Origin of the sequence: Pantoea sp. DY-15 (assembly GCF_019795935.1) — a bacterium.
Taxonomy (GTDB): domain Bacteria; phylum Pseudomonadota; class Gammaproteobacteria; order Enterobacterales; family Enterobacteriaceae; genus Pantoea; species Pantoea leporis.
On the sequence record NZ_JAIMIF010000005.1, the window covers coordinates 353,368 to 374,801 of the forward strand.

Consider the following 21,434-nt stretch of genomic DNA (forward strand, 5'->3'; position numbering starts at 1 on the left):
TGGGTTGGTTTCATCCCTCGGGAAAGTAAAAAAATGTCAAAGCCTGGGCTTTATGCGTTTCACGTCATGTGTGCCCGGCCGCTTGAGAATAAATATATTTTTCCCGTGGTGATTTTAAGAAATAAAACCAATCAGTTATCAGGATGGCGGCTAAACAAAACTCAACGCGATTTCATTCTCAGCCTGTATGAAATCGATCAAGAGAAGAAGTGAATAATCGTCGTGATTATTCGCTGTAAAAGCCGGTGTCTGCTGATGCCGGGCGTGATTATGGAAACTGCGGGATCTCGATAACATGAATAATATCTCAGTAACCCCAAAAGGTGGGACCGTTGCTTCTGAGCTGAGTGGAAATCAAGTTAATTTGACCGCTCCGAGTTTGGTGAAGCTGCATCTTAATCAGTCTGATATTAAGTCTTTCACACGCAATGGTAATGATTTAGTCGTCACCACGAAGTCTGGTGAAGTGGTTGTTATTCATAATTTTTATAGCCCGAATGGCGATAGCGATCTGGTTCTGCAGGACGATCGCGGCGCCATGTGGTGGGTTGAAGATCCCGGTACAGAAGGTTTCCAGTACGTTTCAATCGACAGCACCGAAGGGCTGTTAGCGGAAAACACCACCAATAACGGCACCATTGCCGCCTTTGGTATCGGTGGTGCGGCGCTGGCGGGCTTAGGTGCGCTGTTTGCCGGTTCAGGTGGTGGTGGCGGTAATGCCTCGCCGACCAATCCCGATGACGGTAACAACGGCGGCAATCCCACCAACCCAACTAATCCCACCAACCCAACCAATCCCACCGATCCCGGTGAAAACGACACCACGCCGCCAACCGCCATCACGGATTTGGTGATCAACGACGCCGTAGGTCCGTACCAGGGCGCGATTGGCGCGGGTGCCATTACCGATGACAACACACCCACGCTGAGCGGCACCGCTGAAGCGGGCGCGATTGTCAGCATTTACGATGGCAGCACGCTGCTCGGCACTGTCACCGTTGGCGCCGATGGCCGCTGGAGCTTTACCACGCCAGCGCTGGCGGAGGGTCAGCATAGTTTGACCGCTACCGTCACCGACGCGGCGGGGAACACCAGCCCAGCGACCAATCCGGTGGATTTCACCGTGGATACCGTGGCGCCCGCAACGGTTGGCGACCTGAGCGTTATTAACAACAGCGGCTCGACTGCGCAGCCCATAGCTAACGGCGGCGCGACCAAAGACACCACGCCAGTGCTGAGCGGAACGGCGGAAGCGGGCTCGATTATCACCATCCGCGATGGCGATACGGTGCTCGGCAGTGTCACCGTGGGCAGCAATGGCGCATGGAGCTTTACCAGCCCAGCGCTGGGTGAGGGCAGCCATACGTTGAGCATCACCGCCACCGATGCGGCGGGCAACGTCAGCACGCCAGCGACCATCACTTTCACCGTGGATACGCAAGCGCCAGCAGCAGTCATCGACCTGCAGGTTAACGATAATTCAGGCGGCAGCGGCGGCACCGTAACTAACGGCGGGACAACCGATGACAATACGCCGACGCTTACCGGCAGCGGTGAAGTGGGCGCAATCGTCAGCGTTTATGATGGGCAAACGCTGCTGGGTACGGCGGTGGTGGGTTCCGATGGCAGCTGGAGTTACACCACCAGCGCTCTGAGTAACGGCAGCCACAGCCTGACTGTGACCGTGACCGATGCGGCTGGCAACGTCAGTGCGCCATCTGTCCCTTATGAGATCACCGTGCAGGCGGCTATTCCGCCGGCCACAACGTCGCTGGAAATCACCGATGATTCCGGCAACACGCTGGTGCAGCTCAGCAACGGTGCCAGCACTCACGACAACACGCCAACGCTGAGCGGCCTGGCCACGGCGGGTGCGCTGATCACGCTGTATAACGGCACCACAGTGCTGGGTAGCGTGGTCGCGGACAGCGATGGTCAGTGGACCTTTACCCCAACTGCGTTGGCTGACGGTTCCTACGCGCTGCACGCCACCGTCGATAACAACGCGGGCAGCGTGACGCAAACGCCAACCATCACCATCACGGTGGATACCGTCGCACCTGCTGCGGCCGGTGGCGTAACGCTGAGCGATAACGATGGCAGCACGCTACAACCGATTGCCGCCGGTGGCGCGACCAATAACACCACGCCGGTGCTGAGCGGCACCGCTGAACCGGGTAGCACCGTCACCGTGCGTGATGGCGATACCGTGCTCGGTACGGCAACCGTGGGCAGCAATGGGTCATGGAGCTTCACTGCGCCGACCTTAACCGAAGGCGGTCACAGCCTGACCGCCACGGTCACCGACGCGGCAGGTAATGTGGGTCCAACCTCGACGCCGATCGCCTTTACCGTGGATACTCAGCCACCTGCGGGTGCCAGTAATGTGGTGATCAGCGATAACGTCGGTGCTGCAACCGGCCCAATCACCGCGGGCGGCACCACCGACGACAGCACACCCACGCTATCCGGTAACGGTGAAGCCAACGCCATCGTCAAAATTTATGATGGCACCACGCTGCTCGGCAGCGTCACCGTTGGCAACGACGGCACCTGGAGCTTTACCACGCCAACGTTGAGCAACGGCAGCCATTCGCTCAGCGTAACGGTGACCGATGCGGCAGGTAACGTCAGCCCAGCGACAACCGGTGTTGGCTTCACCGTCAGCGCTGGCGTACCGCCAACCACCAGCACGCTGGAAATCACCGATGACAGCGGCAGCACACTTCGCCTGTTGCCAGAAGGTTCCAGCACGCAGGACACCACGCCAACCTTGAGCGGTCTGGCCTCGGCGGGCGCGCTTATCGAGTTATATAACGGTACCACGCTGCTCGGCAGCACCGTCGCGGGTGTGGATGGACAATGGAGCTTTACGCCAGCCACCGCGCTGGCCGACGGTACTTATGCCTTCCACGCCACGGCCACTGATACCAATGGCAATGTGACCGATTCCGGCACCCTCAACATCACCATTGATCACACCGCGCCAGCGGCAGCGGGCGACTTACAATTGAGCGATAACAGCGGCAGCACCGTGGTACCCATTGCCTCTGGCGGCACCAGCAATGACAACACGCCAACCTTGAGCGGCACCGCAGAACCGGGCAGCACCGTTACCGTGCTGGATGGCACCAACGTGATCGGCAGCGCAACGGTGGGCAGCGACGGCAGCTGGAGCTTCACCTCGCCAACCCTGAGTGACGGCAACCACAGCCTCACCACCACCGTCACCGATCCGGCCGGTAACACCGGTCCGGCGTCGCCAGCCGTTACTTTAACAGTGGATACCACGCCGCCAGCCGTTATTGCCGATCTGGTGATCGAAGATAGCGTCGGCGCGGTACAAGGGCCGTTAACGTCCGGCGATACCACCGATGACCGCGCACCAACCCTGAGCGGCACCGGCGAGCCGAATGCCACCATCAGTATTTACGATGGCACCACGCTGCTGGGTAACACCACCGTGGACACCGACGGCACATGGCGTTTCACCACGCCAGCGTTGAGCAATGGCAGCCATACCCTCACCGTCACCGCCACGGACAGCGCCGGTAACGTCGGCCCAGCCAGTCCGCCGATTGTGATCAACGTTGATGCGGCTATTCCGCCAGCCACATCGTCGCTGGAAGTGACGGATGAAAACGGCAATACCGTGGGTCAGCTGACTGACGGCGGCAGCACCAACAATGACAGCCCGGTATTAACCGGTTTGGCGGGGCCCGGCAATATCATAACCCTGTATGACGGCACCACCGTGCTGGGCAGCACCACGGCGGGCAGTAACGGTCAGTGGATTTTCTATGTCACCGGTTTAGGCAATGGTCCGCATGCGTTGCACGGCACCATTACTGATGCCAACGGCAACGTCACTGATACCGCAACCATTAACATCACCGTCGATACTATTGCGCCCGATGCCGCAACCGACGTGGAACTCACCAACGATGCGGGCAGCATTACGCAGCCAGTTACCGCTGGCGGGGCCAGCAATGATGCGACACCAGTCTTAAGCGGCAGCGCGGAAGCGGGCAGCACCGTTACTATCCTTGATGGCACCACCGTGTTGGGTACCGTGACGGTCGGCAGCGACGGTAACTGGAGCTTTACCACACCGACGCTGGCGGAGGGCAATCACAGCCTGAGCACCACCGTGACCGATGCGGCGGGCAATGTTAGCCCGGCGACCACACCGATCGCCTTCAGCGTAGATACCACCGCGCCAGCGCCGGTCAGCGGTTTGGTGGTCAATGATAACGTCGGCGGCAGCACCGGTCCGTTGACTTCGGGCACCATCACCGACGACAGCACGCCAACCCTGAGCGGCACCGCCGAAGCGGGATCGGTGGTGCGCGTTTATGACGGCACCACGCTACTGGGCTCAGCGACAGCGGGCAGCGACGGTAGCTGGAGCTTCACGCCAGATGCCGCGCTGACTAACGGCCAACACAGCCTGACCACCACCGTCACCGATGCGGCAGGCAATGTTAGCCCGTCGTCGCCGGTATTTACCCTCAATGTCGATGCTGGCGTTCCGGCGACCAGCAGCCTGCTGGTGGTGACCGACGACAGCGGCAGCACGCTGGTTGAACTGCCAAACAACTCCAGCACTAACGACACCACGCCGATTCTTAGCGGCCAGGCGGGCGCGGGCGATCTGATCACGCTGTATAACGGCACCACCCTCATTGGCAGCACGGTCGCGGGTAGCGATGGGCAGTGGAACTTCACACCTGCGGCGCTGGCCGATGCCACTTACGCTTTCCACGCGGTCGCCACTAACGCGACGACCGGCGTGGAGACCGATTCGCCAACCATCAACATCACTATTGATACCGTGGTGCCGACCGCGCCAACCGGCGTGGCGCTGGAAGATGGTGCAGGTGTGCCGATCTCGGAAGGCAGCAGCACCAACACCAACACGCCAACCTTGAGCGGCAGCGGTGAAATTGGCAGCACAGTGACCATCTCGGATGGCACCACCGTGCTCGGCACCACCACGGTGGGCAACGATGGCAGCTGGAGTTACACCACGCCACCGTTGAGCGATGGCGATCATAGCCTGACCTCAACCGTTACCGATGCCGCCGGTAATACCGGCCCGGCTTCTACGCCGGTGACGGTGACCATCGATACCCAGCCGCCTGCCGCAGCGGGCAATGTGCAGTTCACCAACGATGATGGCACACCGCTGGCTTCAGGTAGCACTACCGGCGACACCACGCCAACCCTGAACGGCACCGCCGAACCGGGCAGCACCGTGACGGTGAGCGATGGCACTACGGTGCTGGGCACCGCAATCACCGGCATCGACGGCAACTGGAGCTTTACACCAACCGATCCGCTGAGTGAAGGGCAGCACAATCTCACCACCACCGTCACCGATACGGCCGGTAACGTCGGCCCTGCGTCGTCGGTGGTGATTGTGATTGTGGATACCACGCCACCGGCAGCGGCGACCGATTTGCAACTGAGCAACGATGGCAGCGGCACGCTGGTGCCGGTCGCGGATGGCGGCACCACCAACGATGTTACGCCGGTGTTGAGCGGTCGTGCGGAACCGGGCAGCGTCGTGACGGTGTCTGATGGCAGCACGGCGTTGGGTTCGGTGACCGTCGGCAACGATGGCAACTGGAGCTTTACCTCTCCGGCGCTCGGCGATGGTTCACACAGCCTGACCACCACCGTGACCGATGCGGCGGGCAATACCGGCGCGGCAAGCGCGCCATTGACCTTCACCATCGATACCACGGCACCGCCAGCACCGGGCGGTGTGCAGCTGAGTAACGACAGCAGCGGCACGTCTGTTCCTATTCCCTCTGGTGCGGCAACCAATGATGCAACGCCAGTATTGAGCGGCACCGCAGCAGCGGGCAGCACCATTACCGTTTCTGATGGCGCTACCGTACTCGGTACCGTCACTGTCGGCAGCGGCGGAACATGGAGCTTCACCACGCCAGCGCTGAACGAGGGCAATCACAGCCTGACCGCCACCGTTACCAGTCCGGCGGGCAACACCGGTGCGCCCTCTGCGCCCATTGTGGTCACCGTGGATATCACGCCACCTGCGGCGGCAACGGGTCTGCAACTCAGCAACAACGAAGGAGCGACGCCGGTACCGATTGCTGCGGGCGGCACCACTAATGACACCACACCTGCGCTGAGCGGCATCGCAGAAGCGGGCAGCATCGTCACGGTGAGTGATGGCACTACCGTGATCGGCAGCGCAGCCGTTGGCAGCGATGGCAGCTGGAGCGTGATCCCAACCGCACCGTTGACGGCGGGAGAGCACACGCTTACTGCGACCGTCACCGATCCGGCCGGTAACGTTGGCCCGGCATCGGCCCCCATCGTCGTCAATATCGACACCGCCCAACCGCCAGTCGCAGCTGACCTTGAGCTGAACAATGACAACGGCGGCACGCCAGTGCCGATTGCGTCCGGCGGCGCCACCAATGACACCACGCCGGTGCTCAGCGGTAGCGCAGCGGCGGGCAGCACCGTCACCGTACTGGATGGCACCACCGTGCTCGGCACCGTTGTGGTTGGCAGCGGCGGCAGCTGGAGTTTCAGCACTCCGGCGTTGAGCGAAGGCGCGCACAGCCTGACCACCACCGTCACCAGCGCATCGGGTAACGTCAGCGATCCGTTTGCGCCGATTAACTTCACCGTGGATACGCAGCCACCGGCAACCTCAACCGGCCTGCAGCTGAGTAACGATGGCGGCACGGCGATTGTCGCTGGCGGTATCACCAACGACAGCACGCCCTTGTTGCGCGGCAGCGCCGAAGCGGGCAGCACCATCACCGTACTGGATGGCACCACCGTGCTGGGCACCGCCACGGCGGACACCGACGGCAACTGGAGCTTTACGCCAACGATCGCGCTGGGCGAGGGCGCACACAGCCTGACCACCACCGTCACCGATGCGGCGGGCAACAGCAGCGGCGCATCCACGCCGGTTACCTTTACCGTGGATACCACACCGCCAGCCGTCGCCACCGATCTGCAGCTCAGCAATAACAACAGCGGCACGGCGATTCCTGTTGATACCGGCGGTCGCACCAACGACAGCACGCCAGTGTTGAGCGGCAGTGCCGAAGCGGGCAGCGTCGTCACCGTGCGTGATGGCACCGAGGTACTGGGTAGCACCACCGTCGGCACCGATGGCAAATGGAGCTTCACTCCGGCCAATCCGCTGGACGAGGGCGCGCACAGCCTGACCGTTACCGTCACCGATCCGGCCGGTAACGTCGGCCCGGCCTCTACGCCGTACGCGGTTACCATCGATATCACCGCGCCGCCAGCCGTGATTACGGTAGCACTCAGTAACGATCAGGGCAGCACGCCAACGCCAATCGTCTCGGGCGGAGCCACTAACGACACCACGCCGGTGCTGAGCGGTACCGCCGAGGCGGACAACATCATCATCGTGCGTGACGGCACCACCGTGCTGGGCTCGACGATTGTTGGCACCGATGGAACCTGGAGCTTCACCTCGCCAGCGCTGAGCCAGGGCGCGCACAGCCTGACGGCAACCGTCACTGACGCCGCAGGCAACAGCAGCGCTCCGTCTACGGCAATCGCCTTTACCGTTGATACGCAGGCACCGAATGCGGCGACAGGGCTGCAACTGAGCAATGATTCCGGCCAAACGCCGGTACCGATTGCTGCAGGCGGCGCCACCAACGACACCACACCGGTGTTGAGCGGCAGCGCTGAAGCAGGCAGCATCGTGATTGTTTCTGACGGCAGCAACGTGCTGGGCTCGGTTGTGGTCGGCAGCGGCGGCAGCTGGAGCTTCACTTCGCCGGAGCTGGGTGAGGGCGATCACAGCCTGACCACCACGGTGACCGATGCCGCAGGTAACGTCAGTTCGCCGTCCGCAGCCCTGAACTTCAGCATTGATACCACGCCGCCGGTGGCGCCGGGCGCGATCGCGCTGAACAACAACAACGGCAGTTCACCGGTTGCGATTGCCGCGGGCAGCACCACCAACGATGCCACACCGGCGATCAGCGGTACCGCCGCCGCCGGCAGCACCGTTACCGTGCTGGATGGCGCCAGCGTGCTGGGCACCGCGATTGTTGGCAGTAACGGGCAGTGGAGCTTCACCACGCCAACGCTGGGTGAAGGTGCGCACAGCCTGACGGCGACCGTCACCGATCCTGCGGGTAACGTCGGTCCTGCCTCCGCAGCCATTGCCTTTAATGTTGATACCGTTGCGCCTGTTGCGGCAACCGGACTGGTGCTGAACAACGACAACGGCGGTTCGCCGGTGCCGATTGCTAACAACGGCACCACCAACGACAACACGCCAGTGTTGAGCGGTACCGCAGAAGCCAACAGCATTGTGATTGTGTCTGACGGCACCACCGTGCTGGGCAGCGCCGTCGCCGATGCGCAGGGCGCCTGGAGCTTCTCACCCAGTCTGACCGATGGCACGCACAACCTGAGCGTGACGGTGCGTGACGCCGCAGGTAACACCGGACCGGCAAGCAGCACCATCACCGTCACCGTAGATACCGTGGCACCACCAGCGGCGACCGGCCTGACGCTGACCAACGATATTGGTACACCCGTTAGCATTCCGAACGGCGGGCTCACCAACGACAGCACACCGGTGCTGAGCGGTTCTGGACAAGCGGGCAGCATCATCACCGTATCCGATCAAAACGGCGTGTTGGGATCCACCACCGTTGGGGCGGGCGGAACCTGGACCTTCACGCCAGCGAGCGCGCTGGCGGATGGAACCCATACCTTTAGCGTCACGGCCAGCGATGCGGCAGGAAACGTCAGTGCGCCGAGCACCATTGGTGTCGTGATTGATGCCACACCGCCAGATGCGGCGCTGAACGTGGTGGCCAGTAATGATGAAGGCACGTCGCCGGTGGCTATTACCAACGGCGGCTTCACCTACGACAACACGCCATTCCTCACCGGTACCGCCGAAGCGGGCAGCACGGTGATTATCCGTGACGGCACAACCATCATCGGTAGCGCTTCGGTGGGCAGCAACGGCCAGTGGAGCTTCACCTCACCCACGCTGGATGAGGGCGCGCACAGCCTGAGCACCACCGTGGTGGATGCGGCGGGCAATGTGAGTACAGCGTCACCGGCGATTGATTTTACCGTCGACAGCGTGGTTCCAGCGCCAGCCACGATGGTGGTGAACAATGACAACAGCGGGACGCCCGTACTGGTGCCGAACGGCGCCACCACCAGCGACAACACGCCGTTGCTGAGTGGCACAGCGGAAGCGGGCAGCCTGGTCACTCTTTATGATGGCACCACCGTGATCGGCTCGACCACCGCAACGTCGGGCGGAACCTGGAGCTTCAGCTCACCGACCTTAACTGAGGGTTCGCATACGCTGACCGCCACCGTAACCGACGAGGTCGGCAACGTCAGTTCGCCATCCTCGACCTTTACCGTGGTGGTGGATGCCACCGCACCGCAACCGGCTGACGATCTGCTGCTGCAAAATAACAATGGTGGCTCACCGGTGACCATTGCCGATGGCGGAATTACCAATGACAGCACGCCAGCCATCAGCGGCACGGCGGAAGCCAACGCGATCGTTCGCGTCTATGACGGCACCACCTTAGTGGGTTCAGCCGTAGCAGGCAGCAACGGCGCATGGAGCATCACCACCAGCGCGCTGACGGACGCCACCCATACGCTGAATGTCACCGTGACCGATGCGGCGGGCAACGTGAGCGCCAATGCCTCGGTATCACTGACGGTGGACACCTCTACGCCGGCAGCGGTGTCGAGCTTCGCTATTTACAATAATCAGGCCACTACCACCGTGCAGGTGGCGGATGACGGTGACTCCAACGACAACACGCCTTTGCTGAGCGGAACCGGTGTAGCGGGCACCATCATCAACATCTACGAGGGCAGCGATCTTCTTGGCACCACCACGGTAGGCGAGAACGGCGAGTGGCGCTTTGAAACTGCGGCTTTAGATGATGGCCAGCACAGCTTCACCGTTTCAGTCACCAACGCTGCGGGCACGACGGGCCCGGAAGCGATACCGATTACGATTAATATTGATACTGCTGCACCGGCAACGGTCAGCAATCTGGTAGTAACAGACGATGAGGGGGGCAGCACCGGTCCGTTGACGTCGGGTGACACCACCGATGACAGCACGCCAACGCTGAGCGGCTCCGCTGAAGCGGGCAGCCGCGTGTCGGTTTACGATGGCACCACGCTGCTGGGCACCGTGATCGCTACTGGCGGCACATGGAGCTTCACGCCGGGCAGCGCGCTCTCTAACGGCGAGCATAACTTCACCTTCACAGTGACCGATGTAGCAGGCAACGTCAGCGCGGCAAGCAGTCCGGCGTTTACGCTGAATATCACGGCGGATCTGCCGCCAGCGGTCAGTACGCTGGTGATCACCGACGATAGCGGCAATTCACTGGTTACCGTGAATGACGGCGCCAATATCAAGGACGGTACGCCGGTATTAACCGGCGCGGCAGATGTAGGGGATGTGATTACCATTCACGATGGTGCTACCGTGTTGGGTAGCGTTACCGTCGGTGCGACCGGACAGTGGACCTTCACGCCAACGCTGAATGATGGACCGCACGGCATCTATGTCACCACGGTCAATTCAGTGGGTAATCCGGGCGCAACCTCGCCAACGGTGAACTTCACTATTGATACCGTGGCACCGCTTGCAGCAACTAACCTCTCTGCCGCTAATAACAATGACGGCGTAACCGTGCCCATTGCTAACAATGGCACCACCAATGACAGTACCCCGCGGCTCGCCGGTCTCGCGGAAGCCAACGGCATTGTTACGATTTATGACGGCAACACGGTTATCGGCTCAACGGTCGCCAATGGTAGCGGTGAGTGGGACTTCACGTCGCCAACGCTGAGTCAGGGCGGACATGCGCTGAGCGTCACCGTGACGGATGCGGCGGGTAACGTCAGTCCACGCTCTGATGTTGTGAACCTCACGGTCGATACCGTGGCACCCAACGCTTCGACGCTGGTGGTCACCAACGACGTCACCAGCACAGTGGTGCCAAATGGCGGTTCGACCAACGACAACACGCCGACGCTGAGCGGTACCGCAGAAGTTGGCAGTGTGATCACCGTTTACGACGGTACGACCTTGCTCGGTTCGGTTGCTGCCGGAACAGGCGGAGCATGGAGCTTTATTTCACCGGTACTGGGCGAAGGCAGCCATCCGCTCACCGTGCGCGTGACAGATGCAGCCGGTAACACCAGCGTGGCATCCAGCACGGCAACGGTGATTGTGGATACCGTCGTACCAACGGCGGTGAGCGGTTTGACTGCTGCCAACAACAACGGCAGTTCGCCGGTGACCATCGCTGCGGGGGGTAGCACCAACGACAACACGCCAGCACTGAGCGGTACGGCAGATGCGGGCAGCGTGGTGGTGATCCGTGATGGCACCGACGTTATCGGTTCTGTCACCGCAGGCAGCAACGGCGCATGGAGCTTCACGTCACCCACGCTGGCTGATGGTCTGCATACCCTGAACGTGACGGCGACCGATCTCGCCGGTAACGTCAGCCCGAATGCGGCGATCAGCTTCACTGTGACCACGGCAGCACCAACGCCAGTCACCGATCTGGTGGTTTCTGACAACGTAGGTGCAACACAAGGGGCACTCACCAGCGGTGCGGCGACCGATGACAATACGCCAACGCTGAGCGGTAATGCCACCGCTGGCAACATCGTGATTATCTCGGAAGGCACCACGGTGCTGGGTTCTGTGGTGGCGGGCAGCAATGGTGCGTGGAGCTTTACCACTGCCGCATTGAGCGACGGATCGCATCCGTTGAGCGTGACGGTGCGCGATGCAGCCGGTAACACCAGCGCGGCAACCAACTTCACGGTCAATGTCGATACGGTGGCGCCAGCCAACGCAACCTTGTTAATCACTAATGATCTCACCAGCACCACGGTGCCGAATGGTGGTGCAACCAACGACAGCACGCCAACGCTGAGCGGTACGGCGGAAGCCGGCAGCCGCGTGTCGATTTACGATAGCGGCACCCTGCTAGGTACGGCGGTGGCAGGCAGCAACGGCGCATGGACCTTCACCACCGATGTGCTGACGCAAGGCGCTCATCCACTGAGCGTCACGGTCACCGATGCGGCGGGTAACGTCAGCGGCAGCACCTCGGCCACGGTGATTATCGATACCGTCGCGCCGGGGGCGGTGTCCGGTTTGGCCGCGGCCAACAACAACGGCAGTACGCCGGTGGCGATTGCCAATAACGGCAGCACCAATGACAACACGCCAGCGCTGAGCGGTACGGCAGAAGCGGGCAGTCTGGTGATTATCCGCGATGGCACCTCGATTATCGGTTCTGTTACCGCAGGCACTAACGGCGCATGGAGCTTCACCACGCCAACGCTGGCGGAGGGGGCGCACACCCTCAACGTCACGGCGACGGATGCAGCGGGCAACGTCAGCCCGAATGCAACGCTGACTCTGACGGTGGATACCGTGGCACCGGCGCCCGTCACTAACCTGGTGATCAACGATAATGTGGGCGGCATTCAGGGGCCACTGGCGGACGGTGCGGTGACCGATGATGCCACACCAACGCTGAGCGGTACGGCGGAAGCGAATGCGATTGTCACTATCTACGACGGCACCACGGTGCTGGGTTCAGTGGTGGCCGGCGCGGGCGGTGCGTGGAACTTCACCACTACCACGCTAGGCAACGGTGTGCATCCGCTGAGCGTAACGGTGAAAGATGCGGCGGGTAACACCAGTGCCGCCACCACGCCGGTTTCCATCACGGTAGACACCGTGGCGCCAGCGGCCTCAACGCTGGTGATCACTAACGACATCACCAGTACCACGGTGCCGAGTGGTGGCTTCACCAACGACAACACCCCAACGCTGAGCGGCGTGGCGGAAGCGGGCAGCCGCGTGTCGATTTATGATGGCGCGACGTTGCTGGGGACGGCGATTGCGAATGGCACAGGCGCATGGACCTTTACCACCGGCGTGCTCACCACCGGCACGCATCCACTCAGCGTTACGGTCACCGACGCGGCAGGTAACGTTAGCGGCAGTACCTCGGCCTCGGTAACCATCGATACCACGCCGCCAGCGGCAGTCACCAATCTGGTGGCCGCTAACAATAACGGCAGTACGGCGGTGACCATTCCGAACAACGGCGTGACCAACGACAATACGCCGCTGTTGACCGGATCCGGCGAGATTGGCGCGAAGATCAGCGTTTACGATGGCACCACGCTGCTGGGCACCACCACGGTGGGCAGCGGTGGCACATGGAGCTTCGTCTCGACGGCGCTGAGCAACGGTGTACATACGCTGAACGTTACGGCAACCGATGCGGCGGGCAACGTGAGCCCGAACGCCTCAACCACCCTGACGATTGATACCGTGGCGCCGAATCCGGTGACCAATCTGGTGATCAATGATGATGTCGGCACTCTTCAGGGGCCGCTGGCGAACGGTGCCTTCACCGATGACGCCACGCCAACCCTGAGCGGCACGGCGGAAGCCAACGCGATTGTGACCATCTACGACGGTACCACCGTGATAGGTTCCACCACCGCCAATGGTTCAGGTGCCTGGAGCTTCACCACCGCGACCCTGAGCAACGGCCCCCATCCGCTGAGCGTGACGGTGACCGATGCAGCGGGTAACACCAGTGCGGCATCGGCGACGGTTTCCATTACGGTGGATACCGTGGCTCCAGCGGCGTCAACGCTGGTGATCACCAATGATGTCACCAGTACCGTGGTGCCGAGCGGCGGTGCTACCAACGACACCACGCCAACGTTGAGCGGCGTGGCGGAAGCGGGCAGCCGCGTCTCGATCTACGATGGTGGCACCTTGTTAGGCACGGCGATTGCGGGCAGCACTGGCGCATGGACCTTCACCACCGCCGCGCTCACGCAGGGCACGCATCCATTGAGCGTGACGGTAACGGACACGGCCGGTAACGTCAGCGGGACGACGTCGGCGTCGGTCATTATCGATACCACGCCGCCAGCGGCGGTCACTAACCTGGTCGCTGCCAATAACAACGGCAGCACGGCGGTGACCATTCCGAATAACGGCATCACCAACGACAGCACGCCGCTGCTGACCGGTAACGGCGAAGTCGGGGCACGGATCAGCGTGTACGACGGCACCACACTGCTGGGCACCACCACGGTGGGCAGCGGTGGCACATGGAGCTTCGTCTCGACTGCGCTGAACAACGGCACCCATACGCTGAACGTGACGGCAACCGACGCGGCGGGCAACGTCAGCCCGAACGCCTCGACCACGCTGCGCATCGACACCGTGGCACCAACGGCCAGTACGCTCACCATTACCGACGACGCCGGCAGCACGCCGGTGACGCTGACCAATGGCGCGTACACCCGTGACACCACGCCAGTGCTGAACGGCACGGCGGAAGTGGGCGCGATTGTCACCATCTACGATAGCACCACCGCGCTGGGTTCAGTAACGGTTGGCGCCGGTGGCAGCTGGACTTACACCCCCAGCGCACTGGCGAACGGTGCGCATCCGTTGAGCGTAACGGTGACTGATTCGGCGGGTAACGTCAGCACCGGTAACACGGCGGTGACGGTGAACGTCGATACTGTGCCGCCTGCGGCGGTAAGTGGCCTGGCAATCAACGGTGCCGGTACCACGGTCACCGGTAGCGGTGAAGTGGGGGCAACGGTAACGGTACGTGATGCGGGCGGTAACGCGCTGGGTACAACGACGGTAGGCAGCGGCGGTTCATGGTCGGTGAGCCTGAGTACGGCGCAAACCACCGGTGCTTCGCTGTCGGTGATTCAGACTGACCGCGCAGGCAACGTATCGACCAGCACCCCGCTGACCGGTGCGATTCAAATCGTGGCGGCGAATGATGTCAACGAAGTGGATTACACCACCCAAATCGGCACCATCACCAATGCCAATACCAGTTCGACCAGCGTCGCATTGCTGAGCGTTAACCTCGGCAGCGTGCTGGGTGTGGGAGTATTGAGCAGCACTAACGCCTATATGTTTAACGTTGGCGCAGGGGATACGCGCACGGTGACATTACACGCCTCGGCCACCAGCCTGGCGGCGCTGACATCGACTTATACCTTGTACCTCTATCAACAGCAGGCGAACGGCACCTGGGCGCTGAAATCCAGCAACGCCAACTACATCACCACGGTTCTGACCATTGGTACACAAACCGGTGGCAACGTGACTTACAGCAACCTCGGTACAGGTAACTATGCCGTGCTGTTGGGCACCAGCACCGGTGTTGGCGTGTTGCCATCGACTACCGTCACCACCACGTCGGATATTACGACGCTGGCGTTGACCGTGGCGGCAACTGTCACCGGCAACCTGTTGACCAACGATACCAGCTCCGTCGCCGGTACGGTGCCGAACGGTACGGTGGTCACCCAGGTGACTGGCAATGCGATTGCGGCCACCGGTAACACGGTGATCACCAGCAGCTACGGTACGCTGACCATCGATTCGCACGGTAACTACACCTATACGCTGAAGGCGGGACTGGATGCCGATCTGGTGCCAGCCACCGACGTCTTCACCTATTCGGTGCGTGATGCCAGCGGCGCGGTGACCTCGGCCAGCCTGACGGTGAACCTGCACAACGGTGCATCCACCAGCACGCTGCTGGCGACCAACAGTCTGGTGGCCGAAGCCACCAATGACCATGACGCCAGCGGCAGCATCTACGGTTCAGCATCGGGCACGCACACCGGAACCTTGAGTATCACTAATGAACACGGCGATATCACTACGGTTCACAGCGTGGGTACGACGTCGATTGCCGGCGACTTTGGTGTGCTGAGTATTGCCGCCAACGGTAACTACACCTATTCACTGAATGCGGGTGTGGATGGACAATCCATTACCCATAAAGAGGTGTTCAGTTACACCCTGGCGGCGAGTGATGGCACCATCACCACGCAGTCGTTCACCATTGAGCTGCATCCTACTATCACAGGAACCACGGGGGCTGACACGCTAACCGGCGGTGCTTACGACGACACCATCACCAGCGGTGCCGGCGCAGATACGTTGGTGTATCACTTACTGGCGAGTGCGGATGCTACCGGCGGTAACGGTCACGATACCTGGACCGACTTCAATGTCGCGCAAGGCGACAAAATTGACGTCAGTAATTTGCTTATCGGCTGGAATGATTCCACAAGTAATATTAATGATTTCGTGAAAGTGGATCATACTTCAGATGGCAATACGGTGCTCTCCATTGACCGTGATGGTACCGGTACGGGTTACAGCACCACTCAGCTGATTACGCTGGAAGGCGTGAACGTTTCTCTGGAGGAGCTGCTGCAACAACCGCACCAAAACCACACGGCGTAATCGCTCTGTGATGCAGGGATGCAGTTAGGGCGCAGGGATGTGCCCCTTTCTCTTTATTGACTGGTGGACTATCGATGGAACTGATGCACTCAGGCGCAACTTTTCGCCGTTCGTTTAAGCTCAGCGTTCTCTGTGCGGGCATGGCTTTACTTTACAGTTCTCCACTTTTAGCGGCCAGTGACGCGTTAACCCGGGCGGGGCACATCACCTCAGCAGGTTTAGCGCAACAGCAAGAACTGCCTTCATTAACCGGTGAAGTGGCGGAACCCGCCCTCGCCAACGTCCCCGACTTTCTCACCATCAACCAGGCGGTGCAGCGCGCCGTTCAGTGGCATCCCGATATCGCTCAGGCAGTAGGAAAAATGCTGGAGCAGGCTAATCAGGTTGATGTGGCGAAAGCCAAATACTATCCACAAATCAGTGCCGGCATGAACAACGGCTACAGCAATGCTTACAGCGAAAAGGGCTTCAGCCCGTCTTTTGTGCTGTCGGTTTCACAGATGTTGTATGACTTCGGCAAGGTCAGCAGTTCAGTGCGTTCCGCCGAAGCGGGCGTGGCGCAGGAGCAGGCCAACGTGCTGGTAAGCATTGATACCGTGGCGCACGATACCGCCGCGGCGCTGGTGGAAGTGCAGGGTTATCAGCAACTGGTCAAAATTGCGCGTGAGCAGCTCACGGCGTTGAGTAAGATTGGCGATCTGGCGCGCCAGCGTAATGAAGAGGGCGCGGCGTCGCTTTCGGATGCCACCCAAACCGATGCGCGTATCGAAGGCGCGCGTACCACCCTAACGCAGTATCAAGCCAACCTCGACCGCTGGCGCGCCACGCTGGCAACCTATCTTGGCTGGCCGCTGGTGAAAAAGGTCAGCGACGATTTTCCCACTAAACTCACCCAGTCCTGTCAGGTGGCGAAAGCCGATGACAAGCTCAATCCGTCGGTGCTGGCGGCCTGGGCGCAGGCCAATCAGGCGCAGGCCAAACTCGATAATGCTAACGCGCAAAACATGCCAACCATCTCGCTGGAACCGCAGGTGACGCATTATCTCAATAATCACTATTCCGGCAGCGAATCGCTGGATCGCACCCAATATTCGGCGTTTGTGAAAGTGGAAATGCCGCTCTATCAGGGCGGCGGCATCACCGCCAGCCGGGACGCGGCCGCCAATGCATTGCAGGCCGCCAATGCGGCCGTCAACTCGGCGCGACTTAAAGCGCGTCAGCAGTTGAGTGAGTCGCAGAACGCGTCGCAAAGCCTGGCGCTCAGCCTGGCGATCATGGGACGGCAACAGACGCTGGGCGAGAAAACCCAGTCGCTCTATCAGGATCAGTATCTGCAACTCGGCACCCGTCCGCTGCTGGACGTGCTCAACGCCGAGCAGGAAGTGTTCCAGACCCGTTTCACATTGCAGCAAACCATCAGCCAGTTACGCTCACTGCAGCTCGATTGCCTCTACAGCACCGGGCATATGCGGTCGGCGTTTGCTTTGAATAATCAGCGGATCCAGTCCGTGGAGATCCAGCCATGACGCAATTACAGATTCCCGACGCGCCTGATAGCGCGTCCGGGGGAAACGTGCCCTTACACGGATGGGCCACCGCAATCATCCTGATCGCCAGCCATTATCGCTTGCCCTGTTCGCCGGGCATGATCATGGCCGCTGCCGAATGGCAGGGCAAACAGTCGCGCGATAAAGCGTTACGCCATCTGGCGCGCCAGGCCGGCTTATCGCTGCAATTATATGAAGAGAATAAGTGGGAGATCACCAGCTGGCGCTTGCCGCTGGCGATCGAGCTGGCCGACGGTCAGGTGGGCGTTATCACCCAGTTTGATGGCGACGATGAAGTGCGGGTGCATTTTGCCGGTGATGAACAGCCAGCACCAATTGCGCTGGAGACGTTGCTGCCGGAAATCCGCTTTGCCGCCGCGCTGCGTCCGGTTACCGCCGCCAAAGATAGCCGCGTCGATCGCTATCTCGCCACGGTAAAACCGGATTGGCTGCGCCGTTTGGTGCTGCACGATCTGCGGCCGTACGGCTACGTGATGCTCGGATCCTTCCTGATCAACCTGCTGGCGCTGGTCGGCATTATCTTCTCGATGCAGGTGTACGATCGGGTGATTCCGGCGCAGTCCTATCCCACGCTGTATGTGCTGTATATCGGCGTGATCATCTCGGTGGTGTTCACTTATATTCTGCGCGTTGGACGCGATCACGTGACCGATCTGCTGGGCAAGCGTGCCGATATGCGCGTCTCCGATCGGGTATTTGGTCACGCGCTGCGGCTGCGTAACAGCGCGGTGCCGCGCTCGACCGGCACCTTTATCTCGCAGTTGCGCGAGCTAGAGGCGATCCGCGAAATGGTCACCTCCACCACGGTAACGGCGATTGTCGATATGCCGTTCTTCCTGCTGTTCATGCTGGTGATGGCGATTATTGCGCCGCAGCTGGCGTGGATTGCGCCGGTGGCGGTGCTGCTGATGATCCTGCCGGGCGTGCTGAGCCAGAAGAAGCTGGCGAAGCTGGCGCAGCAGAACCTGAAAGAGTCGACGCTGCGAAATGCGGTGCTGGTAGAGAGCGTGCAAGGGCTGGAAGATATCAAGCTGATGCAGGCGGAAGATCGCTTCCTGCAACAGTGGAACAGCTACATTCGCATTACCGCGCAATCCGGCGTGGAGATGCGCAAAGTGATGCACTCGCTGATTACCTGGGGCGTGACGGTGCAGGGTTTGGTATACGCCAGCGTGATTGTGATCGGTGCGCCGATGGTAATCAACGGCGATATTACCACCGGTGCGATTGTGGCGGCGTCGCTGCTCTCCTCGCGCATGATTGCGCCAATGGCCACGCTGTGTGGCGTGCTGGCGCGCTGGCAGCAGGTGAAAGCGGCAAAAGGCAGCCTCGATGCGCTGATGAATTTGCCGGTGGAAAACAGCAAAGACGAAACGCGGATTCATACGCCGGTGCTGTTTGGTCACTACCAGTTCACCGACGCGATGTTCCGTTACTACACCGATTCGATGAACATCGCGCTGCGCATCAAAAGCCTGACCATCAAACCGGGCGAGCGCATTGCAGTGCTGGGACGCAACGGTTCGGGCAAATCCACCTTGCTGCAGGCGATGATTGGCGGCATCGATCTTGTCGGCGGTGAACTGCGGCTGGATAACCTCAGCCTGCCGCACATTGATGTGGCCGATGTGCGGCGTAACGTTGGCCTGCTGACGCAAAACGCGCGGCTGTTCCACGGCACGCTGCGCGAGAATCTCACCATGGGCGCGGCGCACGCCACCGATGATGCGATCTTTGGCGCGCTTACCGTCAGCGGCGGCGCAGATTTCATTCGTCGTCTGCCACTCGGCCTCGACCATCCGATCATGGAAGGCGGCGTTGGGCTTTCGGGCGGACAGCGTCAGTCGCTGCTGCTGGCGCGCATGCTGCTGCGCGATCCCAACATCATCCTGCTGGATGAACCGACGGCGGCGCTCGACGATCACACCGAGAAAGAGTTTATCGAACGTCTCGGTCAGTGGCTCAACGGGCGCACCTTGATCGTGGCGACGCACCGTGCGGCGATCCTCGCGCTAGTGGATCGTGTGCTGGTGCTGAAAGAGGGACAACTGGTGATGGACAGCCCGAAAGAGAACGCCTTGCCGGCACCGCGTGCTAACGGCAGCCTGCCGGAGGCGCAATCATGATCAAACAATTACCGGCAAGACTGCGCTTAGTGACGGCGGCAGAAGTGGATTCCTCCGACGATCTGCTCGGCGAGCTGCGATCAGAAACCCATTACACCGGCGCGGTGCGGCTGATCGTCATCAGCACCGCACTGATCCTCGTTACGGTGATCTGGGCCTGGTTTGGCGTGCTGGATGAAGTCTCAACTGGCACCGGCAAAGTGATTCCCAGCTCGCGCGATCAGGTGCTGCAATCGCTGGAAGGCGGCATCCTCACCGAGCTGTATGTGCACGAAGGCGATCAGGTGCAGGCCGGGCAAGTGGTGGCGCGCCTCGATGCCACGCGCTCGCAATCCAACGTCGGCGAAAGTGCGGCACGCTATCGTGCGGCCTTGGCTGCCGCCTCACGCCTTAATGCGGAAGTGAACGATCAGCCGCTGAGTTTCCCGACAGAGTTGAATAAGTTCCCCGATCTGATGGCGTCAGAAACGCGGCTGTATAAAACCCGCCGCGCACAGCTCACTGATGCGACTGCGCAGTTTAAAGAGTCGCTGGCGCTGGCTAACCGTGAGCTGACCATCACGCAGCGTCTGGCCAAAACCGGTGCCGCCAGTAGCGTGGAAGTGCTGCGTTTGCAGCGCGATAAATCAGATCTGGAGCTGAAACTCACCGATATGCGTTCGCAATATTACGTGCAGGCGCGCGAGGAGCTGGCGAAAGCCAACGCCGAAGCCGACAGTATGGCGCAAGTGGTGAAAGGGCGTGAAGACACGGTGACGCGTTTGACCATCCGCTCGCCGATGCGCGGCATCGTGAAAAACATCAAAGTCTCCACCGTTGGCGGCGTGGTGCCACCAAATGGCGAGCTGATGAATATTGTGCCGATGAACGATCGTCTGCTGATTGAAGCGCGTTTGTCACCGCGCGATATCGCCTTTATCCGTCCCGGCCAGCGCGCGGTGGTGAAGATCTCGGCGTATGACTACGCCATTTATGGCGGCCTGAACGGCGTGGTGGAGAGCATCTCGCCGGATACCATTCAGGATGAAGTTAAGCCGGAAATTTACTATTACCGCGTCTTTATCCGCACTGATAACGACTACGTGCAGAATAAAGCCGGCAAGCGCTTCTCCATCAGCCCCGGCATGGTTTCGACCGTGGATATCAAGACCGGTGAGAAGACGGTGATGGATTATCTGATTAAGCCGTTTAATAAGGGTAAAGAGGCGATGCGCGAACGCTGATCGATGCTGCATGATTGCAGGCCACTGAAATCTCCGCGATAATCGCGCCAACCAATCCCTTCCTCGTCGGGTCTAACGACGCGGAGGGGATTTTTTATTTATATCCTAAACTGGTGAAACGATTACC

At 60.8% G+C, this 21,434-nt stretch carries 4 protein-coding genes; all 4 read left to right on the forward strand.

Translation table 11 applies throughout. The features are described from left to right. Window positions 1-295 precede the first annotated feature (295 nt). Window positions 296-16,390, forward strand: coding sequence for an Ig-like domain-containing protein (locus tag K5Y32_RS19460; protein ID WP_222185513.1), 16,095 nt, complete (start codon window positions 296-298; stop codon window positions 16,388-16,390). A 74-nt stretch (window positions 16,391-16,464) separates the two neighbouring features. Further along, complete coding sequence (locus K5Y32_RS19465) at window positions 16,465-17,916, forward strand: TolC family outer membrane protein (protein WP_137386416.1); 1,452 nt, start codon at window positions 16,465-16,467, stop codon at window positions 17,914-17,916. Beyond that, complete coding sequence (locus K5Y32_RS19470; protein WP_222185514.1) at window positions 17,913-20,084, forward strand: type I secretion system permease/ATPase; 2,172 nt, start codon at window positions 17,913-17,915, stop codon at window positions 20,082-20,084. Before K5Y32_RS19465 ends, K5Y32_RS19470 begins: the two co-directional genes overlap by 4 nt. Continuing rightward, window positions 20,081-21,307, forward strand: a complete 1,227-nt coding sequence (locus K5Y32_RS19475) for an HlyD family type I secretion periplasmic adaptor subunit (protein ID WP_222185515.1) — start codon at window positions 20,081-20,083, stop codon at window positions 21,305-21,307. Before K5Y32_RS19470 ends, K5Y32_RS19475 begins: the two co-directional genes overlap by 4 nt. Window positions 21,308-21,434: the final 127 nt, after the last annotated feature.

Bases quoted from the DNA above. Each gene is read 5' to 3' on its own strand.
- K5Y32_RS19460 (WP_222185513.1), top strand. From the start codon at position 296: ATGAATAATATCTCAGTAACCCCAAAAGGTGGGACCGTTGCTTCTGAG.
- K5Y32_RS19465 (WP_137386416.1), top strand. From the start codon at position 16,465: ATGGAACTGATGCACTCAGGCGCAACTTTTCGCCGTTCGTTTAAGCTC.
- K5Y32_RS19470 (WP_222185514.1), top strand. From the start codon at position 17,913: ATGACGCAATTACAGATTCCCGACGCGCCTGATAGCGCGTCCGGGGGA.
- K5Y32_RS19475 (WP_222185515.1), top strand. From the start codon at position 20,081: ATGATCAAACAATTACCGGCAAGACTGCGCTTAGTGACGGCGGCAGAA.